Raw genomic sequence first — 22,468 nt, forward strand, 5'->3', positions numbered from 1 at the left:
GCGGCATGACCCGCCACGCCGACGAAACCACCCCGGAGCTGTCCACGCCGGACCTGCCCACCGAGGACCTGCCGGTCACGGATCTCAGCGACCTGCGGCCCGACGCGCCCATCCTCTCGCCCCTCTGGCGCGAGTTCGGTGGCCGCCCCCGCTTCAACGGTCCCGCCGTGACCCTGCGCGTGCCCGGCCACAACCCGCTGGTGCGTGAGGCGCTCGCGGAACCCGGCGCGGGCCGCGTGCTGGTCGTGGACGGCGGCGGGAACCTGACGTGCGCGCTGCTGGGCGGTGAACTGGGCGAACTGGCCGCCGCGAACGGTTGGTCGGGCGTGATCGTGAACGGCTGCGTGCGCGACATCAGTGAACTGGCCCAGCTGAACCTCGGCGTGCGCGCCCTGGCCGCCCACCCGCGCCGCAGCGGCAGGGAACGCCTGGGCGACCGGGACGTGCCGGTCACCTTCGGGGGCGTCACCATTCACCCGGGCGCCGCGGTGCACGCCGACGAGGACGGCATCCTGATCCTCCCCGTCTGAACGCCGCCGAAGGGAGGGACACCCTGGGGCGCGCCACGCGGTACGCTGCCCCCATGACGGCCCCCGACCCCACGCCAGCCGCCACGCCACGCCGCCGCCCGCTGTGGGTGGCCGCCGGGTTCCTGATGACCGGCCTGGGTGTCCTGGGCCTGCTCCTCCCTGGTTTTCCCGGCACCGTGTGGTTCGTCCTGGCGGCCGCCGCGTTCTCCAGGGGTGACCCGCGCTGGGAGGCGTGGCTGCTGTCCCGGCCGGTCATCGGGGCGCTGGTGCGCGATTACCGCGCGGGGCTGGGCATGCCGCTGCGCGCCAAGTGGATCGCCTGCGCGTGCATCGTGGTGGCGGTGGCGTTCAGCGTGGGCCGCATCCCCGCCCTGATCGGGCAGATCGCGTGGGTCCTGGTCGGGCTGGCGGGCGTCGCGTACATCACAATGAAGATTCCCACCCGGCGCGCCCAGGAACCGGGCGCGTAGACTCCACGCATGCTTCAGGGTGTCCTTGCCCGGCTGGATGACGCCGGGAACCACGTGCCGCGTTTTACCGCGCCCCGCTGCCTGCTCGAGCGGCAGGCGGTGGGCGGCTGCGACGCCTGCCACACCACCTGCCCCCACGCGGCCATCACGCTTGGCATGGTGGGCAGCAGCGTCCAGATCGACCCCGACCTGTGCACCGGCTGCGGCCTGTGCGTGCAGGTGTGCCCCAGCGGCGCGCTGGAATACAACCTCGAACCCGCCATGCAGAGCGTGCGCGACCAGCAGGACCCGGCCGCCCGCGCCACGCCTGACGCCAGCCTCACCTGCTCGCGCAGCGGCGCTGGCGGCCCCAGCCTGACGTGCCTGGGCCGCGTCACGCCCGCGCTGCTCTCCGCCGCCGGCGCGTGGGGCGCACCCCTGACCCTCATTCACGGGGACTGCGCCGGATGCCCGGTCGGGGCGCCCGACGTACCACAGCGGCTGGCGCGTGTGCTGGACACCGCGCAGGAACTGCGGGCGCCCACAGGTCAACCCGCGCAGGTCACCATCCGCCCCGCCACGCCGGAGGACACCAGCCGCTCCCTGACCGTCTCGCGGCGCAGCGCCTTCGGGGCCCTGTTCCGCGCAGGCAAGCAGCACCTCGCGCAGAGCATCCCCGACAGTCCCCTGCCCTTCGTGGACTGGAGTGTCCCCGAGGACCGCACGCCCCAGGAGTGGACGTGGCGCGAACGCAGCCTCAGGCCCACGCCCCCGGAGGACGCCGCGGTGCTCTGGCCCGCGCCCCTCGTGGACGACACATGCATCGACTGCCCCGTCTGCGCCAACGTGTGCCCCACCGGCGCCATCACCCGCGACCTGCAACCCGACGGGGGCGTGCAACTCCTTCTGAACCTGGGCGCCTGCACCGGCTGCATGGCCTGCCTGCACTCCTGCCCGCCCCAGGCCATCCACGCGCAGACCCACTGGCGGCCCGCCGCGTTCCGCGCGCCCCTACTGCTGCGCGAGAGCGACACGGTCATGTAACCACAGGGGAGAGGGCCCCCGCGCCGTTCAGGCAGGACGCCGCCCCTCACGTCGAGGGGCGGCGTTCCCGGTCGGGCAGGTCAGTCGGCGGCGGGGACCAGTTCAGGCTCGCGCTGCATGACGTCCGCCCCCAGGCCCTGCAGGCGCTCGGCCAGACGCTCGTACCCGCGGTTGAGGTACTGCACGCCGTCAATCACCGTGTCGCCCTCGCAGGTCAGGCCCGCGATGAACAGCGCCGCGCCGGCCCGCAGGTCGGCGGCCTTCACGGGTGCGGAGCGCAGCGCGCCCCCCTGGATGATCTGCGTGTACCCGCTGACCGTGATGGTCGCGCCCATGCGGTGCAGTTCCGCCACGTGCGTCAGACGGTCAGGGTACACCGGGTCCTGCACGACGCTGGTGCCGGGAATCGTGGCAAGCAGCGCGCTCATCTGCGGCTGCAGGTCCGTGGGGAAGCCTGGGTAGCTCTGGGTGGTGATGTTCACGGGCTTCAGTTCGCGGTTCGTGGCGTCCACCGTCACGCTCTGCCCATCCTCGGTGATGTCCGCGCCGACTTCCTGCAACTTGCCGATCACGGCGCGCAGGTGGTCCGGGCGGACGTTGTGGATGGTGAAGCGGCTGCGCGTGGCGGCGGCCAGCATCATGAACGTCCCAGCCTCGATACGGTCGGGAATCACGCGGTACTCGCCGCCGCGCAGGGCGGGCACGCCCCGGACAGTCAGGGTGTGGGTGCCGGCACCCTGAATGTCGGCGCCCAGGTGATTGAGGAACTCGATGAGTTCCACGACATCCGTGTCGATGCTGGCGTTCTCCAGCGTGACCACGCCGTCCCCGAGGGTGGCGGCCAGCAGGGCGTTGTGCGTGCCGCCCACGGTGAGCAGTTCAAAGATGAAGTGCCCGCTGAGGCTGCCGCTGCGTTTCGCGTCGAAGTTGCCGTTGTCCTCGGTGACGTCCACGCCCAGGGCGCGCAGGGCCTTGACGTGCTGATCGACCGGGCGGGGGCCCCAGGCGCAGCCGCCGGGCATGGACACGGTCGCCTGTCCGGCGCGGGCCAGGATGGCGCCCATGACGATGAAACTGGCGCGCATCTTGCTGACCAGCGCGTAGGGGGCGTCGGTGTGCAGGATCTCCGGGGTGTGCAACTCCAGGCTGTTCGGGCCAACCCAGGCGTGATGGGTGCCCAGGTGCGCCATGAGTTCCAGGATGGTCAGGACGTCGCTCAGGCGGGGAATGCCGTGCAGCGTGACTTTCTCGCGGGTCAGCAGGGTGGCGACAATGACGGGCAGCGCGGCGTTCTTGCTGCCCTGGACGGTGATCTGGCCGCTGAGGGGGCGGCCACCCTGGACGTGCAGTGGGGTCAGGTGCATCAGATTTCCTTTCGACGGTCGGGCCGTGCGTGGCTCGCCGGGGGGGTCAGAGTGGTCGGCCGGACAACGCGCGGCATGGGTGCATGTTACACATCTTGCTCACCCATCGTCCACACTGACCATACAGATGATGCCAGCCTGTGGGATGAGCTCACCTGAGGGAAAACAGTCACATCCAGCTCATGTTGTTGAGCTGTGTCGTGCGTGGTAGGCTGCCCCCACGGACTGCGGCCCCCGCCCCCTCACACGCGTGCGGCGCGGTCCCTTTTCAGGAGAGGCATGCCCAAGAAGGAACGCAAACGGCTGCAAGTGGTGATCAGCGATGAACAGGACGCCCTGCTCACCCGCACCGCCTACGAACTGTCCAGCCCTGAACGTCTGATCAGCAAAAGCGAGGTCGTGCGCCTGGCCATCGAGAAGATCGCCCGCGAACTGGGCGAAGGCGAGAACCTCGAACAGTACCGCGCCATCCTCGACCACGAAGCCGTCGCCGACGAAGCCTGAGTACACGCCCCCAGCCCGGAGCCCAACACAGACACCCGGCCGGGACGCCGACCGCAGACCGGCCGGGCGCCTCTATGGAGAGGACCGGCCTGTCAGCACCTGATGACCCGCCGGGTCAGTGGCCTGGCGCGAAGGCCGTCACGGGGGTCAGCACCCGCCGGGCCCCCACGTAGCGGGGCGCCCAGTACCGGTCGGCATGCAGCCGGTCCACCGTCACCCGCCCCTGGTACGAGTTCGCACTGATGAACTGATCGTCGCCCAGGTAGATGCCCACGTGCGACACCTTCCCGCTGCCCTCGGTGTCGAAGAAGACCAGGTCGCCCGGCTCCAGCGCGTCGGTCTCCACAGGCTGTCCCGCCCTGGCCTGCTCGGCACTCGTGCGCGGCAGGTTCACGCCCAGCGGCGTGAACACCTGGAGCACCAGGCCGCTGCAATCCGTGCCGCTGCGCGTGACGCCGCCCAGCACGTATGGCGTGTTCAGCAGATTCAGCGCGGCATTCCGCCAGTCCGGCAGCGGCGTGGCGGGCGCGGTCACGCCCTGCGGGCCGCCGGGGTGCGGCGCAGGCATGGGCCGCCCCGGCTGCAGGCTGGGCAGCTGCTGCGCCGGGTTCAGAGGCTGGAATGGGGAATCCACCCGTCCAGTGGGGACCGGCGCGGCGGTCAGGGCGGGCGTGGACAGGACCGCCGCACCAGCGCTGGGCCCGGCGGGGAGCGCCGCGCCGGGCGGCAGGGTCAGCATCTGCCCGACCTTCAGCACCGTGCCCGTGGGCAGTGTGCTGGCGGTCAGCAGGGCCTCCACGGTCACGTTGAACCGGCGGGCCAGGGCGTACAGCGTGTCGCCCGGCTGCACCTGATAGGTCGTGGGTACCACGCGCAGGGTCAGCACCTGCCCCACTTTCAGGTCCGCGCTGCTCAGGTGATTCAGGGCCAGCAGGTCCGCGACGCTCAGGCCCGCGCGGCGCGCCAGGCTGAAGGCGGTATCGCCGGGCTGCACGGTGACAGAGGACGGCCCGTCCGCGGCGGCGGCTGGCCCTGAGCTGCTGGGTTCCGTGAAGACCGCCTGAGCGTGCGCGCCACCCACGAGGAGTGCGCCGAGCAGCAGAAAGGCGGGCAGGAACCGGGCTTCAGGCATGGGATCAGTCGCTTCACCGTGAGAGAGCAGTGAAGGAAGTGTGGGACTCCGCGCACCGTAACACGCCCCCTGCCACACTGCAAGAACACCCGCCGGGCCCCGGGGTCCCGCCAGTGGGAACGCCCACACGGACCGCGCCCCCTGCGGGCGTATGGTGGGCGGGTGATTGCCCGCTCCCGCGCGTGGGGCTCGCGCACCTTCAGCGCCCTGCGCCACCCCCATTACCACCGCTACTGGTTCTCGCAGCTGCTGTCCCTGGTCGGCTCCTGGATGCAGGCGACGGCGCAGCAGTACCTCGTGCTGGAACTCTCGGGCGGCAGCAGCGCCGCGCTGGGCTGGGTCACGGTCGCGCAGTTCATGCCCAGCCTGCTGCTCTCCCTGTTCGCCGGGGCGGTCATTGACCGCGTGCCGCGCCGCCGCGTGCTGCTCGCCACGCAGCTGACCCTGCTGGGCACCGCCACCGCACTGGCCGTCACCACGCACCTGGGCGTCGTGACCCTGCCGCTGGTCATGCTGATCGCGTTCGTCAGCGGCACCGCGAACGCCTTCGACATGCCTGCCCGGCAGAGCATGGTCGTGGATTTCGTCCCTAAGAGTGACGTGCCGAACGCCGTGGCCCTGAACAGCCTGTCCTTCAACGTCAGCCGTACCCTGGGGCAGGCGCTGTTCGGCGTGGTGGCCGCGCTGGGCGTCAGCCTGCTCGCGGGGGGCAACGCCGAGAACATCTCGCGGCTGGCGCTGCCCTTCTACCTGAACGTCGCGTCCTTTTTCGTGGTGCTGTACGTGATCGCCACGCTGCCCTTCCCCGAGCGGGATTTTGGTCCGCGCGGCAGCATGCTCGGCGACGTGAAAGAAGGCTTGCGGTACGTGCGCGCCACGCCCGCCGTGCGGAACGTCATGCTGCTCGTGGGCGCCCTGAGCCTCACTATCGTCAACTTCAACGTGATCATTCCCTACTACGCCCGGGTGGTCTTTGGCGCGCGCGAGGCGACCTTCGGCGCGCTGTCCGCCGCGTTCGGCATCGGCGCGATGGCTGGCGCACTCTGGCAGGCCAGCAAGCCCAATCCGCTGCGTAACCTGCGGGTCGGCGCGCTCATCCTGATCGTCAGCGCGGCCCTGCTGGCCCTCACGCCCGGCCCCACCCTGGCCTTCCCGGTCCTGGCCGCCTGCGGCTTCGGCATGCTCAGCCTGCTGGTCAGCGCCAACAGCACCGTTCAGCTCACCATTCCCGACCAGCTGCGCGGCCGGGTCATGAGCCTGTACTCCTTCGTGCTGGTCGGCATGGGCCCACCCGGCGCGCTGATCGCCAGTACCCTGATCAGCCGCGACTGGCTCCTGGGGCCCCGCATCGGCCTGATCACCCTGGCAGCCCTGGGCCTGATCGCCGTGCTGCTTCTCTGGACCCGCCTGCCCCGGACCCTGACCCGCCCCGCCGGGGACGACTGAGGGCCTGAACCCCACGTGCCCACACCGGACAGCCGCCGCGCGGGCTCACGCGGCCGTCCGCCGGACCGGAACCCTGAACGCGGTGTAAGCGCCAGGTCCGGCAGGAGGCTGGTATCCTGCCCGCATGGCTTCAGACCGCAATCCTGACCAATCGCACGCCCTCACCTGGGCGCTGATCGTGATTGCCCTGGGCGCGATCATCGGGATTGGCACCGCTGCCGCCCTGCTGGCCCGCAAGGACCGCCCGCTGCCCGACGATCCCGACGCGCCCCTGTTCATCTGAACGCGGCGCCACCCAGCACGCCCGTGGGGCACCACCTCAGTCCAGAGGGGTGCCCCACGCGGCTGAACGCGCTCAGAACGGCCAGATGCGCGGAATGATCAGCAGGGACACCACGAACGTCACCGCAGTCAGGCCCGCCCCCACCCGCACGAAGTCCAGGAAGGTGTAGCGCCCCGGGCCGTACACCAGCATGCACGACGGTTCCAGCGGCGTCACGAACGAGTTGCTGGCCGCGACCGTGATCCCGATGATGAACGGCCGCGGATCGTAGCCCAGCGCCTTGGCCGTGCCGATGGCCAGCGGCAGCATGACCAGCGCCGCTGCCTGGTTGCTCATGGGCTGGGTCAGCGCGACCGTCACGAGGAACAGCGCGCCCAGCAGCCCGTAGGGCCCCAGGGGTTCCAGCACGCCCGACAGCGCGCCCGTCAGGACCTTCGCCGCGCCGGTCGCCTCGAACGCCGTGCCGAAGGCCAGCATGCAGGCCACCAGCACGATCACCGGCCACTCGACCGCCCCGTACGCCTCCTCGGGGGTGATCAGGCGCAGCGCGAGACTCAGGGCCACGGCGACCACGACCGCCACGCCCAGCGGCACGACGCCCAGGCCGCCCAGCAGCACCGCGCCTGCGAACAGCAGCACGGCCAGCGGGGCGCGCTTCAGGTCGCTCTGGCGTTCGGTCAGGTCGCCCAGCACGACCAGATGGTCGCCCAGCGCGTCGATGCGCTCGGCGCCGCCCTGCACGAGCAGCACGTCACCCACCTGCACCCGCAGGCGGCCCAGCCGCTCGACCTGCCGCGCTCGGCGGTGCAGGGCCAGCACGGACGCCCCGTACCGCTCGCGGAAGCGCGCCTCGCGCAGCGTGCGGCCCAGCAGCGGCGAGCCGGGCATCACGACCACCTCGACCAGCCGCACGTCCCCGCCGGTCTGGAGTTTCTGCTCGCTCTTGCTGACGATGCCCAGCGTGTTCTTCCCGGCCAGGATGCGCTCGGTGGGCCCCTCGACGGTCAGGGTGTCGCCCTCCAGCAGGCGGAAGCTGGCGGGCGGGGCGTACACGGTGTCCTCGCCGCGGCGCACCGCCACGACGGTCAGGCCGTGATCGCGGCCCAGCCCGCTCTCGCGCAGCGTGACGCCCTCCAGCGTGCTGCCGGGCGCGACCGTCAGGTCGGCGAGGTACGCGCGCAGCGAGTCCTCCAGTTGCGCGTCCCGCGCGGGCAGCAGGCGCGGCGCGACGAAGAACAGGTACGCCAGCCCCACGATCGCCACCGGGACGCCCACCCAGGCCAGTTCGAAGAAGCCCAGCGGCTTCTGGCCCGTGGCGGGCAGCGCGCCGGACACCACGAGGTTCGTGCTCGTGCCGATCAGGGTGATCGTGCCGCCCAGGATGCTCGCAAAGGCCAGGGGCATCAGCGCGCGGCTGGCGGGAATGCCCGCGCGCCGCGCCATGCCCGCCACGACCGGCAGGAACACGGCGGTGGTGGCGGTGTTGCTCGTGAAAGCGCTGACGCCCGCCACGGTGCCCAGCAGCGCCCGCAGGGTACCCGTCGCGCTGCGCGAGCGGCGGGCCAGCGCCGCGCCGATCCACTCGATCACCCCGGCGCGCAGCAGCACCCGCGTCAGGATGAACAGCGACGCCAGCGTCAGTACCGTGTCACTGCCGAAGCCCGCGAAGGCTTCCTTGGGCTTCAGCAGTCCGAAGAGCAGCAGCGCCGAGAGCAGGCCCAGCGCCGTGACGTCCACCGGCAGCCACTCGGTGGCGAACAGGACGAGCGCGACGACGAACAGAATCAGGATCAGCGTGACGGGATCCACGTCAGCGCCCCCGCAGGCGGGACGGGCGGGGCGGACAGGGCAGAGGAGTCATTGGCCCCGATCATGCGGGCCACTGCGGGTGACCCGCGTGAAGGTCTCTTTAATCCGCCTTGGCCGCGCCCAGCGCCAGCCGCGTCAGCGCGCCCCGCAGGACCGCCACCGCGCGGTCGTACTCGGCCAGATCCAGCCGCTCCTCGGGCGTGTGATCCAGCGCGCTGTCGCCCGGGCCGTATGCCAGGGTCGGGACAGGCCAGTGGGCGGCGACCACGTTCATGTCGCTCGTGCCGGTCTTCACCTTGAACACTGGACTCCCGCCCTGCTCGCGGATCGCCACGCGGAAGGCCCGCGTCAGCGCGTTGTCTTTCGGGTGCCGTACCGCCGTCTCGTGCCCCACGAAGGTCAGCTCCACACCCGCCAGATCGGCCAGTGCCGCGCGGATCTCGGCTTCGGCCTGCGCTGGACTCACACTGACCGGGAGGCGCAGCCCGAACGTCCCCCACGCCCGCTGGTGCAGCCCGTCCGTGCCCGCCCCCAGGTCCTGAATGGTGGCCTGCACGCCACCGAACACGCCGCCCGGCTCCCCGGCCCCCGCCGCCCAGGCGCGCACGCGGAACCACGCCTCGGTCAGGTCGTCCCCGGCGCTGCTGCCGTCCCCGGCGGTATGGAAATTCTCCTTCACCGCCTGCGCCTTCACGACCAGCCGCCCCTTGTACCCCAGGGTCAGGCCCTCCCAGGCGCTCGGCTCGCCGATCAGGACCACGTCCGGCTGCACGGCGGTGCGGATGTGCCGCGCGCCCCGGCTGCTGGGCGCCTCCTCCTCGGTCGCGCCGATCACCACGAAGCGCGCCGCCGCCAGCGCCTCGTCGGGCAGGGTCGCCACGGCCGCCATGAACGCGCACAGCGGCCCCTTGGCGTCCACGCTGCCGCGCCCATGCAGCACGCCCGCGTCGTCCACGTGCACGGGAATCTCGCCCGGCACGGTGTCCATGTGGCCCAGCAGCGCCACCGTCAGCGGCCCCTGCCCCCGCTCGCCCACCGCGTTCCCGGCCTCGTCCACGCGGGCCTCGAAACCGCGCGCAGCCATCCAGTCCCGCAGGAACGCCGCGACCTCACCCTCCTGCCCGGACAGCGAGGGAATCCCGACCGCGCCAATCAGCAGATCCCGGGCGTCCTGCACGGCCTTCACTGCGGGATCAGTCAACGTCCATCACTCCGGAGCCCTCGCCCGCAGCGAGGGCCAGGCTGATCAGCAGCCGCGCGATATCCGCCAGACCCACCAGCGCGACCGTACCCACGCCGCCCGCCAACAGCGTCCACAGGCCCGCCAGCCGCTCGCCGCCCGTGAACTGGAAGATCGCCAGGATCACCGCGCCCAGGAACAGCACCACGCCCAGCACCCGCAGGCGCCCGGGCAGCCCCGCGGCCAGGTCCGCCTGCCGCGCCAGCGCCGCCGCTGCACCCGCCGAGCCGCGCAGGGCCGGAACAGAGGGCGCTGGCGCCGCGGGGGCTGGGGTGGACAGCGTGGGTGCAGCCGATGATAGGGCCACCGGCGCCGGTGCAGCGGCCGTCCCCACGGGCGCCGCAGCGGCCGGACGCAGCTCAGCGGGTCGCTGCACCTCGGGGCCCTTCGGCTCGGCGGGCCGCGTGGGCGAGAACGCTGACGAGGAGATCACGACCGGGGTGGGCGCCGGCCGCTCCTGCACGGCCGGGGCGGGCGGCTCCACGTGCACCGGTGACTGAAGGACCTGCGGCTCGGGCTCCGGGGCGGCCCGCTCGGGCGTGGGCGCAGCTGGAGTAGAAGAGACGGGTGCCGGCCGGGCTGCCGTGGCCGGCGCCGAGGCGGGCGGAGCGAAGGTCTTCGGCGCGCCCGACTGCGGCAGCGGCGAGGCCGGCTGCTCCTTGGCGCGGGCGGTCGCGTCCCGCACGCCGCCGAAGAAGGTCTGCACCGCGCCGGGATCGAAACCCAGCAGGCTGGCACTCAGGGCCGTCCCTGCGGGCGTCTCGACGCGCAGCGTGCCCTCCTGATCACTGTGAATGCGGGTCAGGTCCCGCAGGGTCACGCGGCGCGTACCGCCGGCATCCTGGTACAGCAGCGTCTCTGGCGTCAGGATGAACAGGGCGTCCTCGCGCTCCAGGGCGCTCAGGGGGGCGGCGGTCAGTCCAAGGTCACGCAGGGTCTGCGCGGCGCGGTCACTGGGGCGTTGCGTCATGATCGGCTCCTTCCTCGGCGCGGCCGGGACCGTCCCGCGCGCCTCACTGCGTCACAGCATAGCGGGCGCCAGTGGCCCGCGCGGACCGGCGCGGCGCACCATGAAGGGACGACGGGCGCGCCTCTCACCCCCGCCGTCCGCGCCGCGGCCCACACTGAACCGCATGACCGACAACAGGTACGGGGACGCCCCCCTGGGCAAAAGCGTCGAGGAGATCGAGCAGGAGAGCGGCAACGTCGTGAACAGCCCCGTCCAGGGCGAGGCCCGGCGCGCCGAGGAGGCGCCCGTAGTGCCCGCCCTGGTCACCGGAACGGGCAGCGGCGTGATCGCTGCCGTGCGTCCCGACGCGCTCATCGAGTCCGGTGATAACGCCGACGATGGCCGCGCCCGCGAGAACCGCGACGCCAGCGAAGAGAGCTGAAGCCGTTCCTGCCAGCGCGGCCCAGGACAAGGTCCGGGCCGCGCCGCTTTTCTGGACGGCCCCACCCGGCGCGGCCGGGCACCCCGCTAAGCTGCGGGGCGTGACGAGTGCCGCCGACCCGACCCCCGTGACCACCGCCGCCCCCCGGGTGGGCGTGGTGATGGGCAGCCGCAGCGATTTCGAGACCATGGGGGGCGCACTGGACGTCCTGCGTGACATGGGCGTGGCCTACGAGGTGCGGGTGCTGTCCGCGCACCGCACCCCGGCGCTGCTGCCCACCTACGGCGCGCGCGCCGAGCGGCTGAATTTTGCGTGCATCATCGCGGGGGCGGGCGGCGCGGCGCACCTGCCGGGCATGCTGGCGGCGTTCACGCGCGTGCCGGTGCTGGGCGTGCCCGTGCAGTCCCGCGCCCTGTCGGGGCAGGACAGCCTGCTGAGCATCGTGCAGATGCCCGCCGGGGTCCCGGTCGCGACCTTCGCGATCGGCGCGGCCGGCGCAAAGAACGCCGCGCTGTTCGCCGCCGCCATGCTCGCCACAACCGACGAGGCGGTACGCGCCCGCCTGGACGCCTTCCGCGCCGCGCAGACGCAGAGCGTGCTGAACGCCCCGTTCTTCGACGGGCACCCCCAGGCGGGCGAGGCATGACCCCGCCTACATCCGGCACCACGCTGGGCCGCGACCTGACGCTGGGCATTCTGGGCGGCGGGCAGCTGGCGCAGATGCTCGCACTCGCCGCGCTGCCGCTGGGCGTGCGCGTGACCGTTTTGGAACCCGACGTGCAGGCCCCCGCGCGCCTGTGCGCCCGGCACCTGCACGCCCCGTACACCGACCTCGCCGGGCTGGACGAACTGGCCGCGTGCGACGCGGTCACGCTGGAATTTGAGAACATTCCCGTCGAGGCGCTGGCCGCGCTGGAGGGCCGCGTCCCCGTGCGCCCGGCGGGGTCGCTGCTGGCCCGCAGCAAGCACCGCGCCCGCGAGAAGCAGGCCCTGCGTGACGCCGGGGCCACCACCGCCCCTTTCGAGATCATCGAGACCGAGGGGGACCTGGACGGCGTCCTGGCGCGCGTGGGTGGGCGCGGCATCCTGAAGACCAGCGAACTCGGGTACGACGGCAAGGGACAGGCGCGCGTAAACACGGACGCCGAGCTGCACGCCGCGTGGGCCGATCTGGGCCGCGTGCCCTGCGTGCTGGAGGGCTTCGTGACCTTCGAGCGCGAGGTGAGCCTCGCCGTGGCGCGCACGCCCTCCGGGCAGGTGGCCTTCGGGCCGCTCGTGGAGAACGTGCACCGGGACGGCATCCTGCGCACCAGCGTGTACCCCGCCCACGTCCCGGACGGCACCGAGGCCCGCGCCCGCGAACTGGCCCGCGCCGTCGCGGACGCCTGGGCGCTGGAAGGCCTGATCACCCTGGAGTTCTTCCAGCTGCCCGGCGGGGACCTGCTGGTGAACGAGGTCGCGCCGCGCGTGCACAACAGCGGGCACCTCACGCAGGACGGCGGCGGCCTCAGCCAGTTCGAGGCGCAGGTGCGCGCCGTGCTCGACCTGCCGCTGAGCGACTGGGCGCCGCTGCATCCCACCGCCATGCTGAACGTCGTGGGCGTGGACGGCCCGGATGGGCAGCCTCTCAAACCAGACTGGGCCGCCATCGACGGGCTGGGCGGCACGCGCGTGCACCTGTACCACAAGGCCCACCGGCACGGGCGCAAGGTGGGTCACGTCAACCTCGTCGCGCCGGACCATGAAACCCTGCGCGCCAGACTGGCCAGCCTGGAACCCCTGGTTCCCTAAGCCCGCCGTAAAGGCAGGTCAGGATTCGCGTAACCTCGCCTCACAGCCCGTCAGGCGGCCCCGCCTACGCTGAGAAACGTGAAGCGGCTCCTGACCACCCTGACCCTCGCCCTGGTCGCCTCGGCCCACGCGGCCGAGTTCAAACTGATCCTAAAGGATGAGTCCAGCGTCATCCGCAAGGGCGAACTGAAGACCACGCCCATCGTGAAATCCTGGGTGGTGACCGCCGCAGGCGTGAAGGCGACCCGCAAGGTGAAGCGCCTGAGCACCACCATCACGCCCATCCTCGACCGGATGGAGAAAACCATCAACGCCCGCACACCCAGACCCGCCGTGTTCCGCAACGTCAGCGGCAGCTGGGTCGCCACCGACCAGACCGGCTGGACGCTGGACCGCGCCGCCACCAAGGCAAACCTCCTGAAAGCCATCCTGGCGGGCAAGGACACCGCGCAGGTTGAGGTCAAGCGCGCCGTGCCCTCCCGCAGCGTGAAACTCCTCGCTCAGCGGGGCGTCCTATGGCACGTCGCGGCAGGCAGCAGCAACTACGCGGGCAGCCCCGACTTCCGCGAGAAGAACATCCTGGTCGGCGCGAGCAAACTGGATAACTTCTTCATCGCGCCCGGCCACGAATTCAACTTCAACGAGGAGATCGGGCAGATCGACGCCAGCACCGGCTTCGTGAAGGGCTTCGTGATCAGCGGCGGCACCCTGAGCAAGGAGGACGGCGGCGGCATCTGCCAGGTCAGCACCACCATCTTCCGCGCGCTGTACCAGGCGGGCCTGCCCATCACCGAACGGCACGAACACAGCCACCGTGTGAAGTACTACGACCCCGTCGGGTTCGAGGCCACCGTGTACGCCCCCAGCAAGAACCTGCGCATGAAGAACGACACCGGCAAGCACCTGTTCATCCAGGCCGCCTGGGACACCCGCGCCAAAACTCTGCGCTTCGACGTGTTTGGCGCGAACACCGGCCGCACCGTGAACATCAGCAAGCCCGTCATCACCAACTTCAAGGCCCCCGCCAACCCCAGCTACACCCCAGACGACCGCGTGGCGCCCGGCGGCCGCCGCCTGCTCGACACGCCCATGCAGGGCATGACCAGCGTCCTGACCCGCACCATCAAGGCCAAGGGGAAGGTGATCAGCAAGGACACCCTCAAGAGCGTCTACCAGCCCTGGGGCGCGGTGTACGGCGTGAACCCCAAGGACAAGCGCCTGAAGTGAGGGCGGCCGGTGCAGAGGCGTCAGGACGAACGGGGCCCGCGTGATGCGGGCCCCTTCTGGGTCGGGCGGGCTTACTTCTCTCCGCGCAGCCAGGGGGTTGCCCAGCGCGTCACGGCCGGCATCACCAGATAGGTCATGAGCAGCACGACCACGATCATCTGCGGAATGGCGCGGATCGGCATCACGAGGTGACCCAGCCAGGGTTTCAGCGCCTCGCCGAACAGCCAGGACGTGCTGACGCTCACCGGGTACAGCGCCGCTAGGGTCAGCAGCGCCATCTTCCAGCGGGGCGGCTGGCGCAGGGTCGCGGCGGCGGGCGGCGTGAACCAGAAGTCCAGGCCCGGCTGCTTCTCGAAACTCACGTGCTCGTCCACCAGCGGCGCAATCCGGTCCAGCCACGCGGCCCGCTCCGGGGACAACTCCCACGCGGCCGCGCTGGTCAGGGAATCGAAGCGCGCCAGCAGGGTGTACTCCTGCTCACCCGGCGCGGGGCGGATCACGCCCGTCCCCCGGTGGCCGGGCAGGCGGGCCAGCAGCGCATTCGCCTCGGCGAGCAGCGCCTCGTACGTGGCCTCCTGCCCGGGGCGGATGCGGCGCCGGACGACCAGACTGACCGGATCGCTGGGCTGATGCCCCTCGAACTGAAGCTGTTCGCTCACGCGACTTCCGGGTCCGGCACGCGGCGCGGCCACGCGACCAGCGCGACGCCCGTGAGGATCACCGCCAGCGCCGCCCAGCCCAGCGGGCCCAGGTGCTCGCCGCCGAAACCCACGCCCAGCAGCACCGCCACGACCGGGTTCACGTACGCGTAGCTGGTCGCCAGGGCCGGGCGGGTGTGCGCCACGAGGTACATGTACGCGCTGTACGCCACGAGACTCCCGAACACCGTCAGGTACGCCAGCGCCCACAGGCTCGCGGCGCTGGGCGTGCCCCACCGCTCACCCATCAGGACGCTCAGGAGCAGGAGGATGCCGCCCCCGGTGAGCATCTCGGCCGCCGAGCCCATCAGGCCCTGCGGGAGGGGGAGGTGGCGGGACCACTGGCTGCCGAACGTCCAGCACAGCGGGGCGAGGATCAGCAGCAGCGCGGCCAGCGGCGTGGCGTGCAGCTCCCCGACGTTCAGCAGTGCAATCCCGATCAGGCCCACGCCGATGCCCAGCCACTCGCGCCCACCGGTCCGCTCGCCCCACAGCCGCGCGAACAGCGCCGCGAACAGCGGCGACACCGCGATCACCATGGCTGCCACGCTGCTGCTCGCGTCCCGCTCGGCCAACGTGACCAGCCCGGTGCCGCCCCCGAGCAGCAGGGTGCCCACGATGGCGCTGGACCCCCACTCGCGCGCGGTGGGCAGCGCCGCCCCCCGGAGTCGCAGGACGAGCAGCAGCAGCGCGCCCGCCAGCACGAAGCGCGCCGCGAGCATGCCCAGCGGCGGCAGCGTCTCGATGGCCACCTTGATGCCGAAGTACGTGCTGCCCCACACGACGTACACCAGTCCCAGGCACAGCAGCACCAGCGGCGTCAGCCGCGCGGCCGTGGTGGGCGCCGTCACGCTCACAGGCGGCTTTCGATGGCGCGGGCGTGCGCTTCGAGGCCCTCGGCGCGGGCCAGGGTCGCCCCGGCCGGGCCGATGCGGCGCAGCGCGCCCTCGTTCAGGCCCACCACCGAGATGATGTTCTGGAAGTCCCGCACGTTCACCGGGCTCATGAAGCGCGCCGTGCCGCCGGTCGGCATGACGTGACTGGGGCCCGCCACGTAGTCGCCCAGCGCCTCCATGCTCGCCTCGCCCACAAACACGCCCCCGGCGCGCTGCACGAGGCCCAGCAGGCTCCACGGATCGCGGGTCAGGAGGCACAGGTGTTCGGGGGCGTACAGGTTCGCCAGGTCCAGCGCTTCCTCCAGCGTGCCGGCCAGGATGACCTTCATGCGTGCCTGCACGCTGTCGCGCGCCCAGCCCCGGTTCGGCTCCGGCAGGGCCTCAAGCTGCCCATTCAGTTCCGCCTGCACCTGGATCAGCAGCGCGCGGCTGGTGGAGACCAGCACGGGTTCCGCGCCGTTGTGCTCGGCCTGCGCCAGCAGATCGGCGGCCACGAAGCGCGGATCGGCGCTGTCATCGGCCACCACGAGGGTCTCGGTCGGGCCGGGCAGGCTCTCAATGCCGGTCTGGCCGTACACGAGACGCTTGGCGATCACCACGAACAGGTTCCCGGGGCCCGCGACCTTGTCCACCGCGCCGATGCTGGCCGTGCCGTACGCCAGGGCCGCGATGGCCTGCGCGCCGCCCACCCGGTACACCTGCGTGATCCCCAGCTCGCGCGCCGCGACCAGAATCGCCGGGTGCACCGAGCCGTCCCGGGCGGGGGGCGTCGTGACCACGATCTCGGGCACGCCCGCCACCTGAGCGGGCACCGCCGTGTGGATCAGCGTGCTGATCAGCGGGGCCAGTCCGCCCGGCACGTACACGCCCACCCGCCCCAGCGGCCGCACCAGCTGCCCCAGCGCCCCGTCCGGGCCGTGCGTCAGGAAACCGTGCGCGGGCTGTTGGTCGTAGAAGGCCCGCACGCGCGTGATCGCTGTGAGGATCGCGTCGTGCAGCTCCGGGGCGACCTCGGCTGCCGCCAGTTCCGCCTCGGGCACGCGCAGCTCATCGGGGCGGTGGCCATCCAGCCGCTCGGTCCAGTCGCGCAGGGCGTCGTCGCCACGTTCGCGGACGTCCGCCAGGATGCGCTCGACGACCTGCGCGGGGCTCAGCGGCTCACCGAAGGTCGCCTCGATGCGGGCCAGGACGGCGTCAGGAACAGGAATCTCATTGAATGTCCGCGTCAGGGCGGACCGGGCCTCAGGGCCTTGCAGCACTTGCATCGTCACTCCAGGGAAGCAGGGGAGAGGAGGGTGGGAACACCGGCGCCCGCATGCGGGGCGCGCCGGACCTCATCGTGGCACCTCGCGCCCCACCCGCCCCACCCGCAGGTCTGGGCAGGCCGGACGGGGCCAGAGGGGCTCAGACCCGGCGGCGCCGTTCGCGGCCCTGCACGGTGCGGCGCCCGGCAGGCTGCGCGTTCGCCTCGACCGGACCGAAATCGGTCGGCTGGATCAGCCGCATCAGGCGGTGCGGCGCGGCCTGCTCCACGTACACGTAGGCGTTGCCGGGCCGCAGGAAGTACCCGCTGCACGCCGCGCCGTCCACCTCGGCGTCCGCGAGGCGCTGGATCAGCACGCGCCCGCCGGTCAGCTGCGCGTGCGTCCGCTCGGGGCCGCCGCCGTCCTGCGCGGTCAGCTGCCGCAGCCACAGCAGCAGGCTCACGGGATCGTGGTACTCGGTGGTCAGCGGCTGCGTCGCCTCGTCGCGGCCCTGGCGCAGCGTGATCAGGCCCACGCGGCGGTCAAAGCTCACCTCGAAGCCGGGCCGGCCGCGGCCGTCGCCCTCGGCGTACCCGAGGCTGGTCAGCAGCCGGGGGTGCATGCGGCTCATCTGCACGCGCCGCACGCCGGGCAGCACCCCGCCAAAGTCGGTCTGCACGCGGGCCACCAGGGCGCTGCGCTCGCCGTGCAGCGCCCACTGCTGCTCGCCCGCGTACCGCCCGCCCAGCGACAGGGTCAGGCTGAACGCCTCGGGGGTCAGGTCAGTTGTGTCCAGAAGCTCTCACCCGGCCCGTCCCACGCCGCGCCCAGCGCCTCGGCGACCGTGGCGCCCACATCCGCGAAGGTGGCGCGGTCGCCCAGGCTCACGCCGGCCGCCCCGGCCTTGTGTACCAGCAGCAGGCCGTGCTCGCGGGTGTGATCCGAGCCCTTCCAGGTGGGGTCATTCCCGTGGTCACTGATCACGATCAGCGCGCCGTCCTCGGGCACGGCCGCGATCAGCTCGGGCAGCGCCGCGTCGAACGCCGCGAGGCACGCGCTGTACCCCGCCGGGTCGCGGCGGTGCCCGAACTTGCTGTCGAAATCCACGAGGTTCGTGAAGATCAGCCCCGAGGTGCCCTCCTGCGCGGCTCGGCGCATGCGGGCCAGGGTCTTGGCGATCCCGTCAGCGTTGTCGTCCGTGTGGATCTCCTCGGTGAAGCCCTGATTCGCGTAGATGTCCGGGATCTTCCCGATGCCCACCACGGCCTGTCCGGTGGCCTTCACGGCGTCCAGCACGGTCGCGGGCGGCACGAGACTGAAGTCCTTGCGGTGCTCGTTGGCCCGCTCGAACGGGAACTCGCCCCGGAACGGCCGGGCGATCACGCGCGCCACGGCGAACTCGCCCTGCAGGATCTCGCGGGCCGCGCGGCACCACGCGTACAGCGTCTCCAGCGGCACCACATCCTCATGCGCGGCGATCTGGAACACGCTGTCCGCGCTCGTGTACACAATGGGCGCGCCGGTCTTCATGTGCTCCGGGCCGAAGTCCCGGATCACGTCCGTGCCGCTATAGGGCCTGTTGCACAGGTGCCCCCGCCCGGTGGCCGCGTCGAAGCGGTCCATCACGGCGGGCGGGAAGCCGTCGGGGAACACCTGGAAGGCGTGCTCCAGCTGGATGCCCATGAATTCCCAGTGGCCGGTGCTCGTGTCCTTGCCGGGGCTGACCTCGCGCAGGCGGCCGAACGCACCGGCGGCCGGTCCGGCGGGCACGGTCGCGTCCCCGGTCTCGATGGTGGGCACCTGGGCGAGGCCCAGCGCCGCCAGGTTCGTCAGGCGCTCGGGCGCGGCCTTCAGGGTGTGGTTCAGGGTATGCGCCCCGGCGTCCCCGAAGCTCGCGGCGTCCGGCAGTTCACCCGCGCCCACGGAATCCAGCACGACAATCGTCAGCAACATGCCCCCAGTCTAGGCTCAAACGGAACCGGGCCGGGGGCGCAGGTGTCTTCAGCGGATGCTCACCTGGAAGCACGCGGTGCCCGACGCGTTCTGGGCCACGGTGCCCAACGTCACGCTCAGGCCGCCCGCCTGACTGATCTGCCCGGCGTCCGTGTCGGCAGCGCTGGTGTACGTGACGGCCGTGCCGGATGCGGGCGTGTACTGCACGCCCCGGCCCGTTCCGTACGCGTCGGGCAGCACGGACGTGTTCACCGGAATCGAGTCGGTCAGCGCCGCGCCGACCAGCGGGCCGTCCCCGTCGTTCTGGTACGTCACGCAGTACTCCAGCCGGTCCCCCGGGTATCCGCTGGCGGTCGTGCCGAAATTCTGGACTGGGGGATTTTTCTTCTCGTCCTGCGTGACGTTCCTCACCTGTTTGGTGACCTTCAGACTCGGGAACAGCAGGCGCACGTCCTCGGCGGTACTGCTGCTCCCCACGTACGAGCCGCTGACGGCGTTCCCCGCGGCGTCGGTGGTGCTGGCCGACGCGCTGTTCTGGTACACCGTGCCGCGCAGCGCCGGGTCGGTGGGCGTCAGGGCGTCGAAGGTCACGGTGAGGCTCTCCCCGTACGCCAGCTTGAAGGTCTTCAGGTCCAGCGCGGCGGCCGTGCTGGCGTCCGCGCTGCTCACGCGCGCCGAGGATGGCGTGACGGTGGGCGTGCCACTCAGGGTCAGACCTGACGGGAGGGTGTCCTGCACGCGCACGCTGCTGGCCGCCCCACCCGCATTCCTGACCGTGATGCTGTACGTGGCCTTCGCCCCCCGCCACACCGCCGGCGTGCTGGTGGCCTTGCTGACCTGCAGGACCGGGCAGGCCGCGCCCTCTCGGGTGCCCTTCAGGCCCGTCAGCGTGCCGCTGGGAAGGGTGCCGGTTGCGCCCGGCTGCGCGCCGAACGCCAGGCCGCTGGTGGTGGTCGTGCCGTTCACGCCATTCGTGGCGGTCATGCTGGCCCCGGTCACGTTCGTGTACACGATGCCGCCGCCCCCACCGCCGCCCGGGCCGTGGGCGTTCACATTGTTCGTTCCGGCCGCCTGCGTGGGCCAGGCGTTCCCGCCGCCCCCGCCGTTCGCGCTGAGACTCACGCCGGTCAGGGTGCCCGCGCCGGTCATGACGATGACGGTGCCGCCCGCACCCCCGCCGCCCGCGCCGTCGTTGTCGGCGCCCAGGCCAGGGGCGCCGTCCGCGCTGACCGCGCCGGTCCCGCTGCTCTGTCCCGCGCGGATGATCACGACGCCGCCGCCGGCGCCGCCGCTGCTCTGCACGCCGCTACCGTTGTTGCGGGCGCCGGCGCCGCCGCCGCCGCCCATGAACAGGGCGCTCAGGCTGTTCGGCGTGACCTTGCCGCCGTAGCCACCGGTGGCCAGGTTGCTGCTCCAGGTGTTGCCGCCCTGACCGCCCGCGCCACCGTTCCCGCCGCCCCCGCCGCCGGAGTTCTGATCGTTGCCCGCGGGGTTGCCGTCGGTGCCGCCGCCGCCCGCGTTGCCGGGCGCGCCGCGCGCGCGGCTGCCGCTCGGGTAGCCTTCGGTGACGTTATCCACCAGGGCGTTCGTCAGGGGGTCAAGGACGAAGCGCGGCGTGCCAGCCAGACCCTCGCCCTTGCCGCCGTTGACCGCCGCTGAGGTGGCAGTCCGCTGGTCGGAGTTGGCGTAGGTGGTGGTCGTCCCCACCCCGCCCAGCTGCTGCGCGCCGCCGCCCCGAAACCCCAGGCCGGTGGCGTTCACGCTGCCTCCATTCCAGTTCAGGGTGCCGGTCACGTCCAGCACGACCACACCCCCAACCGCGCCGTCCCAGGCAGCGGCGGTGACGGGCGCGCTGCCCAGCGACAGATTCCCGTACTGGGGCACGCGGATCACCTGATACCGCGCCTGACCTGCCGAGGTGGTCGCGGCGCGACTCACGTAGGTGTTCACGAGGCCGCCACCCGTTCCCTGACCGCGCACCGTGACACTGCCACTGCTGATCACGCTGGTGACCGTCACGAACTCGTAGCGTCCGGCGTACAGGTTGGTGCTCAGCTGACCGCTGCCGGGACCGCCGGCCACGCCGTCCCCGTACTTGTCCGTATTGGTCGAGTCGATGTCCGCGCCCTGCATCTGCATGACGAGCAGCAGGTCGCCCACGACGATGTCCTGAGCCGCGCCGCGCCGCGCCGTGCCGAAGGTGACGGTGGTCGACCCGGCGGCCAGGGTGGTGTCGGCGCTGGGCGAGGGGTAGTAGGTGTTGACCGTGCCGGTCAGGCCGGTCACGTTCCCGGCGGTGGCGGGCGACGCGCAGACAGACTGAGCGGCGGCCGACAGGGTGGCAGACAGAAGCAGGGTGGTCAGTAGCACGCGTTTCATCAGCAGTCTCCGGATGGTCGGGGGTGCGGCGCCTGAGGGCGCGCCGACCGGCCACCACGCTAATGTCGAATTTGTCACGCCGCTCTGACACCTGCGGGGCCTGTCGACCCTTCCAGCGCGCCGGTCCGGGCGCGCCGTAAGCCAACCGCAGCGCCGTGGTCCGGGACGCCTGGACCGACGGGAAGCGCGCTGACGACGGCCTCCAGGCGGCTGGAGTCGCGCGCTGGGCTGCGGCCGCCAGGGGCCAGGGCCGCGGCGCAGAAATCACACTTCCCTCACGGGCTGCGCGGGCCCGGGGTGATACGCTGCCGGACGTGACCGCGACCACCTCTCCGCTGCCTGACCCGGCTGTCACGTCCCCCCGCCCGGACCTGCACGCCGAGGGGCTGGGCAAGACCTACGGCCGGCGTCAGGTCGTGCGGAACGTGAACCTGCGCGTGCAGCCCGGCGAGATCGTCGCCCTGTTCGGCCCGAACGGCGCGGGCAAGACCACCACCTTCTACATGCTGGTGGGGTTCATTCGCCCCGGTGCGGGCCGCATCGCCCTGGGCGGACGTGACCTGACCCGCCTGCCCATGCACGAACGCGCCCGCCTGGGCCTGGGCTACCTGCCGCAGGAACCCAGCGCTTTTCGCAAGCTGACCGCGCGGGACAACCTGCTGGCCATCCTGGAATACCAGGGCCTGCCCCGCGCCGAGCAGGAAGCCCGCGCTGACGCGCTGCTCGACGAGTTCGGTCTGACGCACCTGGCCGGCAGCTTCGCGTACCAGCTGTCCGGCGGGGAGCGCCGCCGCCTGGAACTCGCCCGCGCGCTGACCACCGATCCCGACTACCTGCTGCTCGACGAGCCGTTCACGGGCGTGGACCCCAAGAGCATCCGTGAGATCCAGCGCCTGATCCGGGACCTGCGCGACCGCCGGGGCCTGGGCGTGTTCATCACCGATCACAACGTCCGCGAGACCATCGCCCTGACCGACCGCGTGTACCTGATGTACGACGGCGAGGTGAAGTTCGAGGGCACCCCCGCGCAGTTCGCTCAGGACCAGGACGCCCGCACCCACTACCTGGGCGACGACTTCGAACTGTGA

Annotated in this window: 22 protein-coding genes; 11 read left to right on the plus strand and 11 right to left on the minus strand. The window is 71.9% G+C overall.

What is annotated here, in order from left to right; all coding sequences use genetic code 11:
* Window positions 1-5: 5 nt before the first annotated feature.
* From rraA to IEY63_RS07525, 3 genes are read left to right on the plus strand one after another with little or no spacing between them, the layout of a single operon-like run.
* Window positions 6-530: a ribonuclease E activity regulator RraA gene (rraA, locus tag IEY63_RS07515; protein ID WP_189068369.1), complete on the plus strand. Its 525-nt coding sequence runs from the start codon at window positions 6-8 to the stop codon at window positions 528-530.
* Between the two features lie 53 nt (window positions 531-583).
* Window positions 584-1,000: a YbaN family protein gene (locus tag IEY63_RS07520; RefSeq protein ID WP_189068370.1), complete on the plus strand. Its 417-nt coding sequence runs from the start codon at window positions 584-586 to the stop codon at window positions 998-1,000.
* Window positions 1,001-1,009: 9 nt separating this feature from the next.
* The gene (locus IEY63_RS07525; protein ID WP_189068371.1) at window positions 1,010-2,023 is read left to right on the plus strand and encodes a 4Fe-4S dicluster domain-containing protein; all 1,014 of its coding nucleotides are present in this window, start codon (window positions 1,010-1,012) and stop codon (window positions 2,021-2,023) included.
* Between the two features lie 80 nt (window positions 2,024-2,103).
* Here the strand turns inward: IEY63_RS07525 and murA are convergent, their stop codons facing one another.
* Window positions 2,104-3,387: a UDP-N-acetylglucosamine 1-carboxyvinyltransferase gene (gene murA / locus IEY63_RS07530; protein WP_189068372.1), complete on the minus strand. Its 1,284-nt coding sequence runs from the start codon at window positions 3,385-3,387 to the stop codon at window positions 2,104-2,106.
* A 279-nt stretch (window positions 3,388-3,666) separates the two neighbouring features.
* Here murA and IEY63_RS07535 point away from each other — a divergent pair, with 279 nt between their 5' ends.
* Complete coding sequence (locus IEY63_RS07535) at window positions 3,667-3,891, plus strand: transcriptional regulator (RefSeq protein WP_189068373.1); 225 nt, start codon at window positions 3,667-3,669, stop codon at window positions 3,889-3,891.
* 115 nt (window positions 3,892-4,006) lie between these two features.
* On the opposite strand, the gene IEY63_RS07540 is transcribed toward IEY63_RS07535, so the two are convergent.
* Complete coding sequence (locus IEY63_RS07540) at window positions 4,007-5,023, minus strand: C40 family peptidase (RefSeq protein ID WP_189068374.1); 1,017 nt, start codon at window positions 5,021-5,023, stop codon at window positions 4,007-4,009.
* Window positions 5,024-5,185: 162 nt separating this feature from the next.
* Between IEY63_RS07540 and IEY63_RS07545 the strand changes: the two genes are divergently transcribed.
* Together IEY63_RS07545 and IEY63_RS07550 are read left to right on the plus strand one after the other, a co-directional pair.
* A complete protein-coding gene (locus IEY63_RS07545) occupies window positions 5,186-6,469 on the plus strand; it encodes an MFS transporter (protein ID WP_189068375.1) in 1,284 nt (427 codons plus the stop codon).
* A gap of 124 nt (window positions 6,470-6,593) precedes the next feature.
* Window positions 6,594-6,752, plus strand: a complete 159-nt coding sequence (locus tag IEY63_RS07550) for a hypothetical protein (RefSeq protein ID WP_189062537.1) — start codon at window positions 6,594-6,596, stop codon at window positions 6,750-6,752.
* Between the two features lie 72 nt (window positions 6,753-6,824).
* Here IEY63_RS07550 and IEY63_RS07555 read toward each other — a convergent pair whose 3' ends face one another.
* The 3 genes from IEY63_RS07555 to IEY63_RS07565 form a co-directional block, all read right to left on the minus strand.
* A complete protein-coding gene (locus tag IEY63_RS07555) occupies window positions 6,825-8,561 on the minus strand; it encodes an SLC13 family permease (protein WP_189068376.1) in 1,737 nt (578 codons plus the stop codon).
* Between the two features lie 100 nt (window positions 8,562-8,661).
* The gene (locus IEY63_RS07560) at window positions 8,662-9,762 is read right to left on the minus strand and encodes a [LysW]-lysine hydrolase (protein ID WP_229784551.1); all 1,101 of its coding nucleotides are present in this window, start codon (window positions 9,760-9,762) and stop codon (window positions 8,662-8,664) included.
* Window positions 9,755-10,771, minus strand: coding sequence for a hypothetical protein (locus IEY63_RS07565; RefSeq protein ID WP_189068377.1), 1,017 nt, complete (start codon window positions 10,769-10,771; stop codon window positions 9,755-9,757). The genes IEY63_RS07560 and IEY63_RS07565 overlap by 8 nt, the downstream gene beginning before the upstream one ends.
* Window positions 10,772-10,934: 163 nt before the next feature.
* Here IEY63_RS07565 and IEY63_RS07570 point away from each other — a divergent pair, with 163 nt between their 5' ends.
* The 4 genes from IEY63_RS07570 (at window position 10,935) to IEY63_RS07585 (ending at window position 14,210) form a co-directional block, all read left to right on the plus strand.
* Entirely contained in the window at window positions 10,935-11,192 is a 258-nt protein-coding gene (locus IEY63_RS07570) for a hypothetical protein (RefSeq protein ID WP_189068378.1), read from the plus strand.
* Window positions 11,193-11,340: 148 nt separating this feature from the next.
* The gene (gene purE, locus IEY63_RS07575) at window positions 11,341-11,838 is read left to right on the plus strand and encodes a 5-(carboxyamino)imidazole ribonucleotide mutase (RefSeq protein ID WP_268239650.1); all 498 of its coding nucleotides are present in this window, start codon (window positions 11,341-11,343) and stop codon (window positions 11,836-11,838) included.
* Window positions 11,835-12,983, plus strand: a complete 1,149-nt coding sequence (gene purK, locus IEY63_RS07580; protein ID WP_189068379.1) for a 5-(carboxyamino)imidazole ribonucleotide synthase — start codon at window positions 11,835-11,837, stop codon at window positions 12,981-12,983. The genes purE and purK overlap by 4 nt, the downstream gene beginning before the upstream one ends.
* A 78-nt stretch (window positions 12,984-13,061) precedes the next feature.
* Complete coding sequence (locus IEY63_RS07585; protein ID WP_189068380.1) at window positions 13,062-14,210, plus strand: VanW family protein; 1,149 nt, start codon at window positions 13,062-13,064, stop codon at window positions 14,208-14,210.
* Between the two features lie 71 nt (window positions 14,211-14,281).
* On the opposite strand, the gene IEY63_RS07590 is transcribed toward IEY63_RS07585, so the two are convergent.
* The 6 genes from IEY63_RS07590 to IEY63_RS07615 form a co-directional block, all read right to left on the minus strand.
* Window positions 14,282-14,869 (minus strand): antibiotic biosynthesis monooxygenase, encoded by a 588-nt coding sequence (locus IEY63_RS07590; RefSeq protein ID WP_229784552.1) that lies wholly within the window; start codon window positions 14,867-14,869, stop codon window positions 14,282-14,284.
* Window positions 14,866-15,759, minus strand: a complete 894-nt coding sequence (gene yedA, locus IEY63_RS07595; protein ID WP_229784553.1) for a drug/metabolite exporter YedA — start codon at window positions 15,757-15,759, stop codon at window positions 14,866-14,868. Before yedA ends, IEY63_RS07590 begins: the two co-directional genes overlap by 4 nt.
* A 2-nt stretch (window positions 15,760-15,761) precedes the next feature.
* Window positions 15,762-17,069, minus strand: coding sequence for a histidinol dehydrogenase (gene hisD, locus IEY63_RS07600; RefSeq protein ID WP_189068382.1), 1,308 nt, complete (start codon window positions 17,067-17,069; stop codon window positions 15,762-15,764).
* Between the two features lie 139 nt (window positions 17,070-17,208).
* The gene (locus tag IEY63_RS07605; protein ID WP_229784573.1) at window positions 17,209-17,808 is read right to left on the minus strand and encodes a hypothetical protein; all 600 of its coding nucleotides are present in this window, start codon (window positions 17,806-17,808) and stop codon (window positions 17,209-17,211) included.
* A gap of 17 nt (window positions 17,809-17,825) precedes the next feature.
* The gene (locus IEY63_RS07610) at window positions 17,826-19,001 is read right to left on the minus strand and encodes a phosphopentomutase (protein WP_189068383.1); all 1,176 of its coding nucleotides are present in this window, start codon (window positions 18,999-19,001) and stop codon (window positions 17,826-17,828) included.
* A gap of 48 nt (window positions 19,002-19,049) precedes the next feature.
* Window positions 19,050-21,380, minus strand: coding sequence for a DUF11 domain-containing protein (locus IEY63_RS07615; protein WP_189068384.1), 2,331 nt, complete (start codon window positions 21,378-21,380; stop codon window positions 19,050-19,052).
* A 314-nt stretch (window positions 21,381-21,694) separates the two neighbouring features.
* Here IEY63_RS07615 and lptB point away from each other — a divergent pair, with 314 nt between their 5' ends.
* Complete coding sequence (lptB, locus tag IEY63_RS07620) at window positions 21,695-22,468, plus strand: LPS export ABC transporter ATP-binding protein (RefSeq protein ID WP_189068385.1); 774 nt, start codon at window positions 21,695-21,697, stop codon at window positions 22,466-22,468.

Source organism: Deinococcus radiotolerans (assembly GCF_014647435.1).
In the GTDB taxonomy this organism is placed as follows: Bacteria; Deinococcota; Deinococci; order Deinococcales; family Deinococcaceae; genus Deinococcus; species Deinococcus radiotolerans.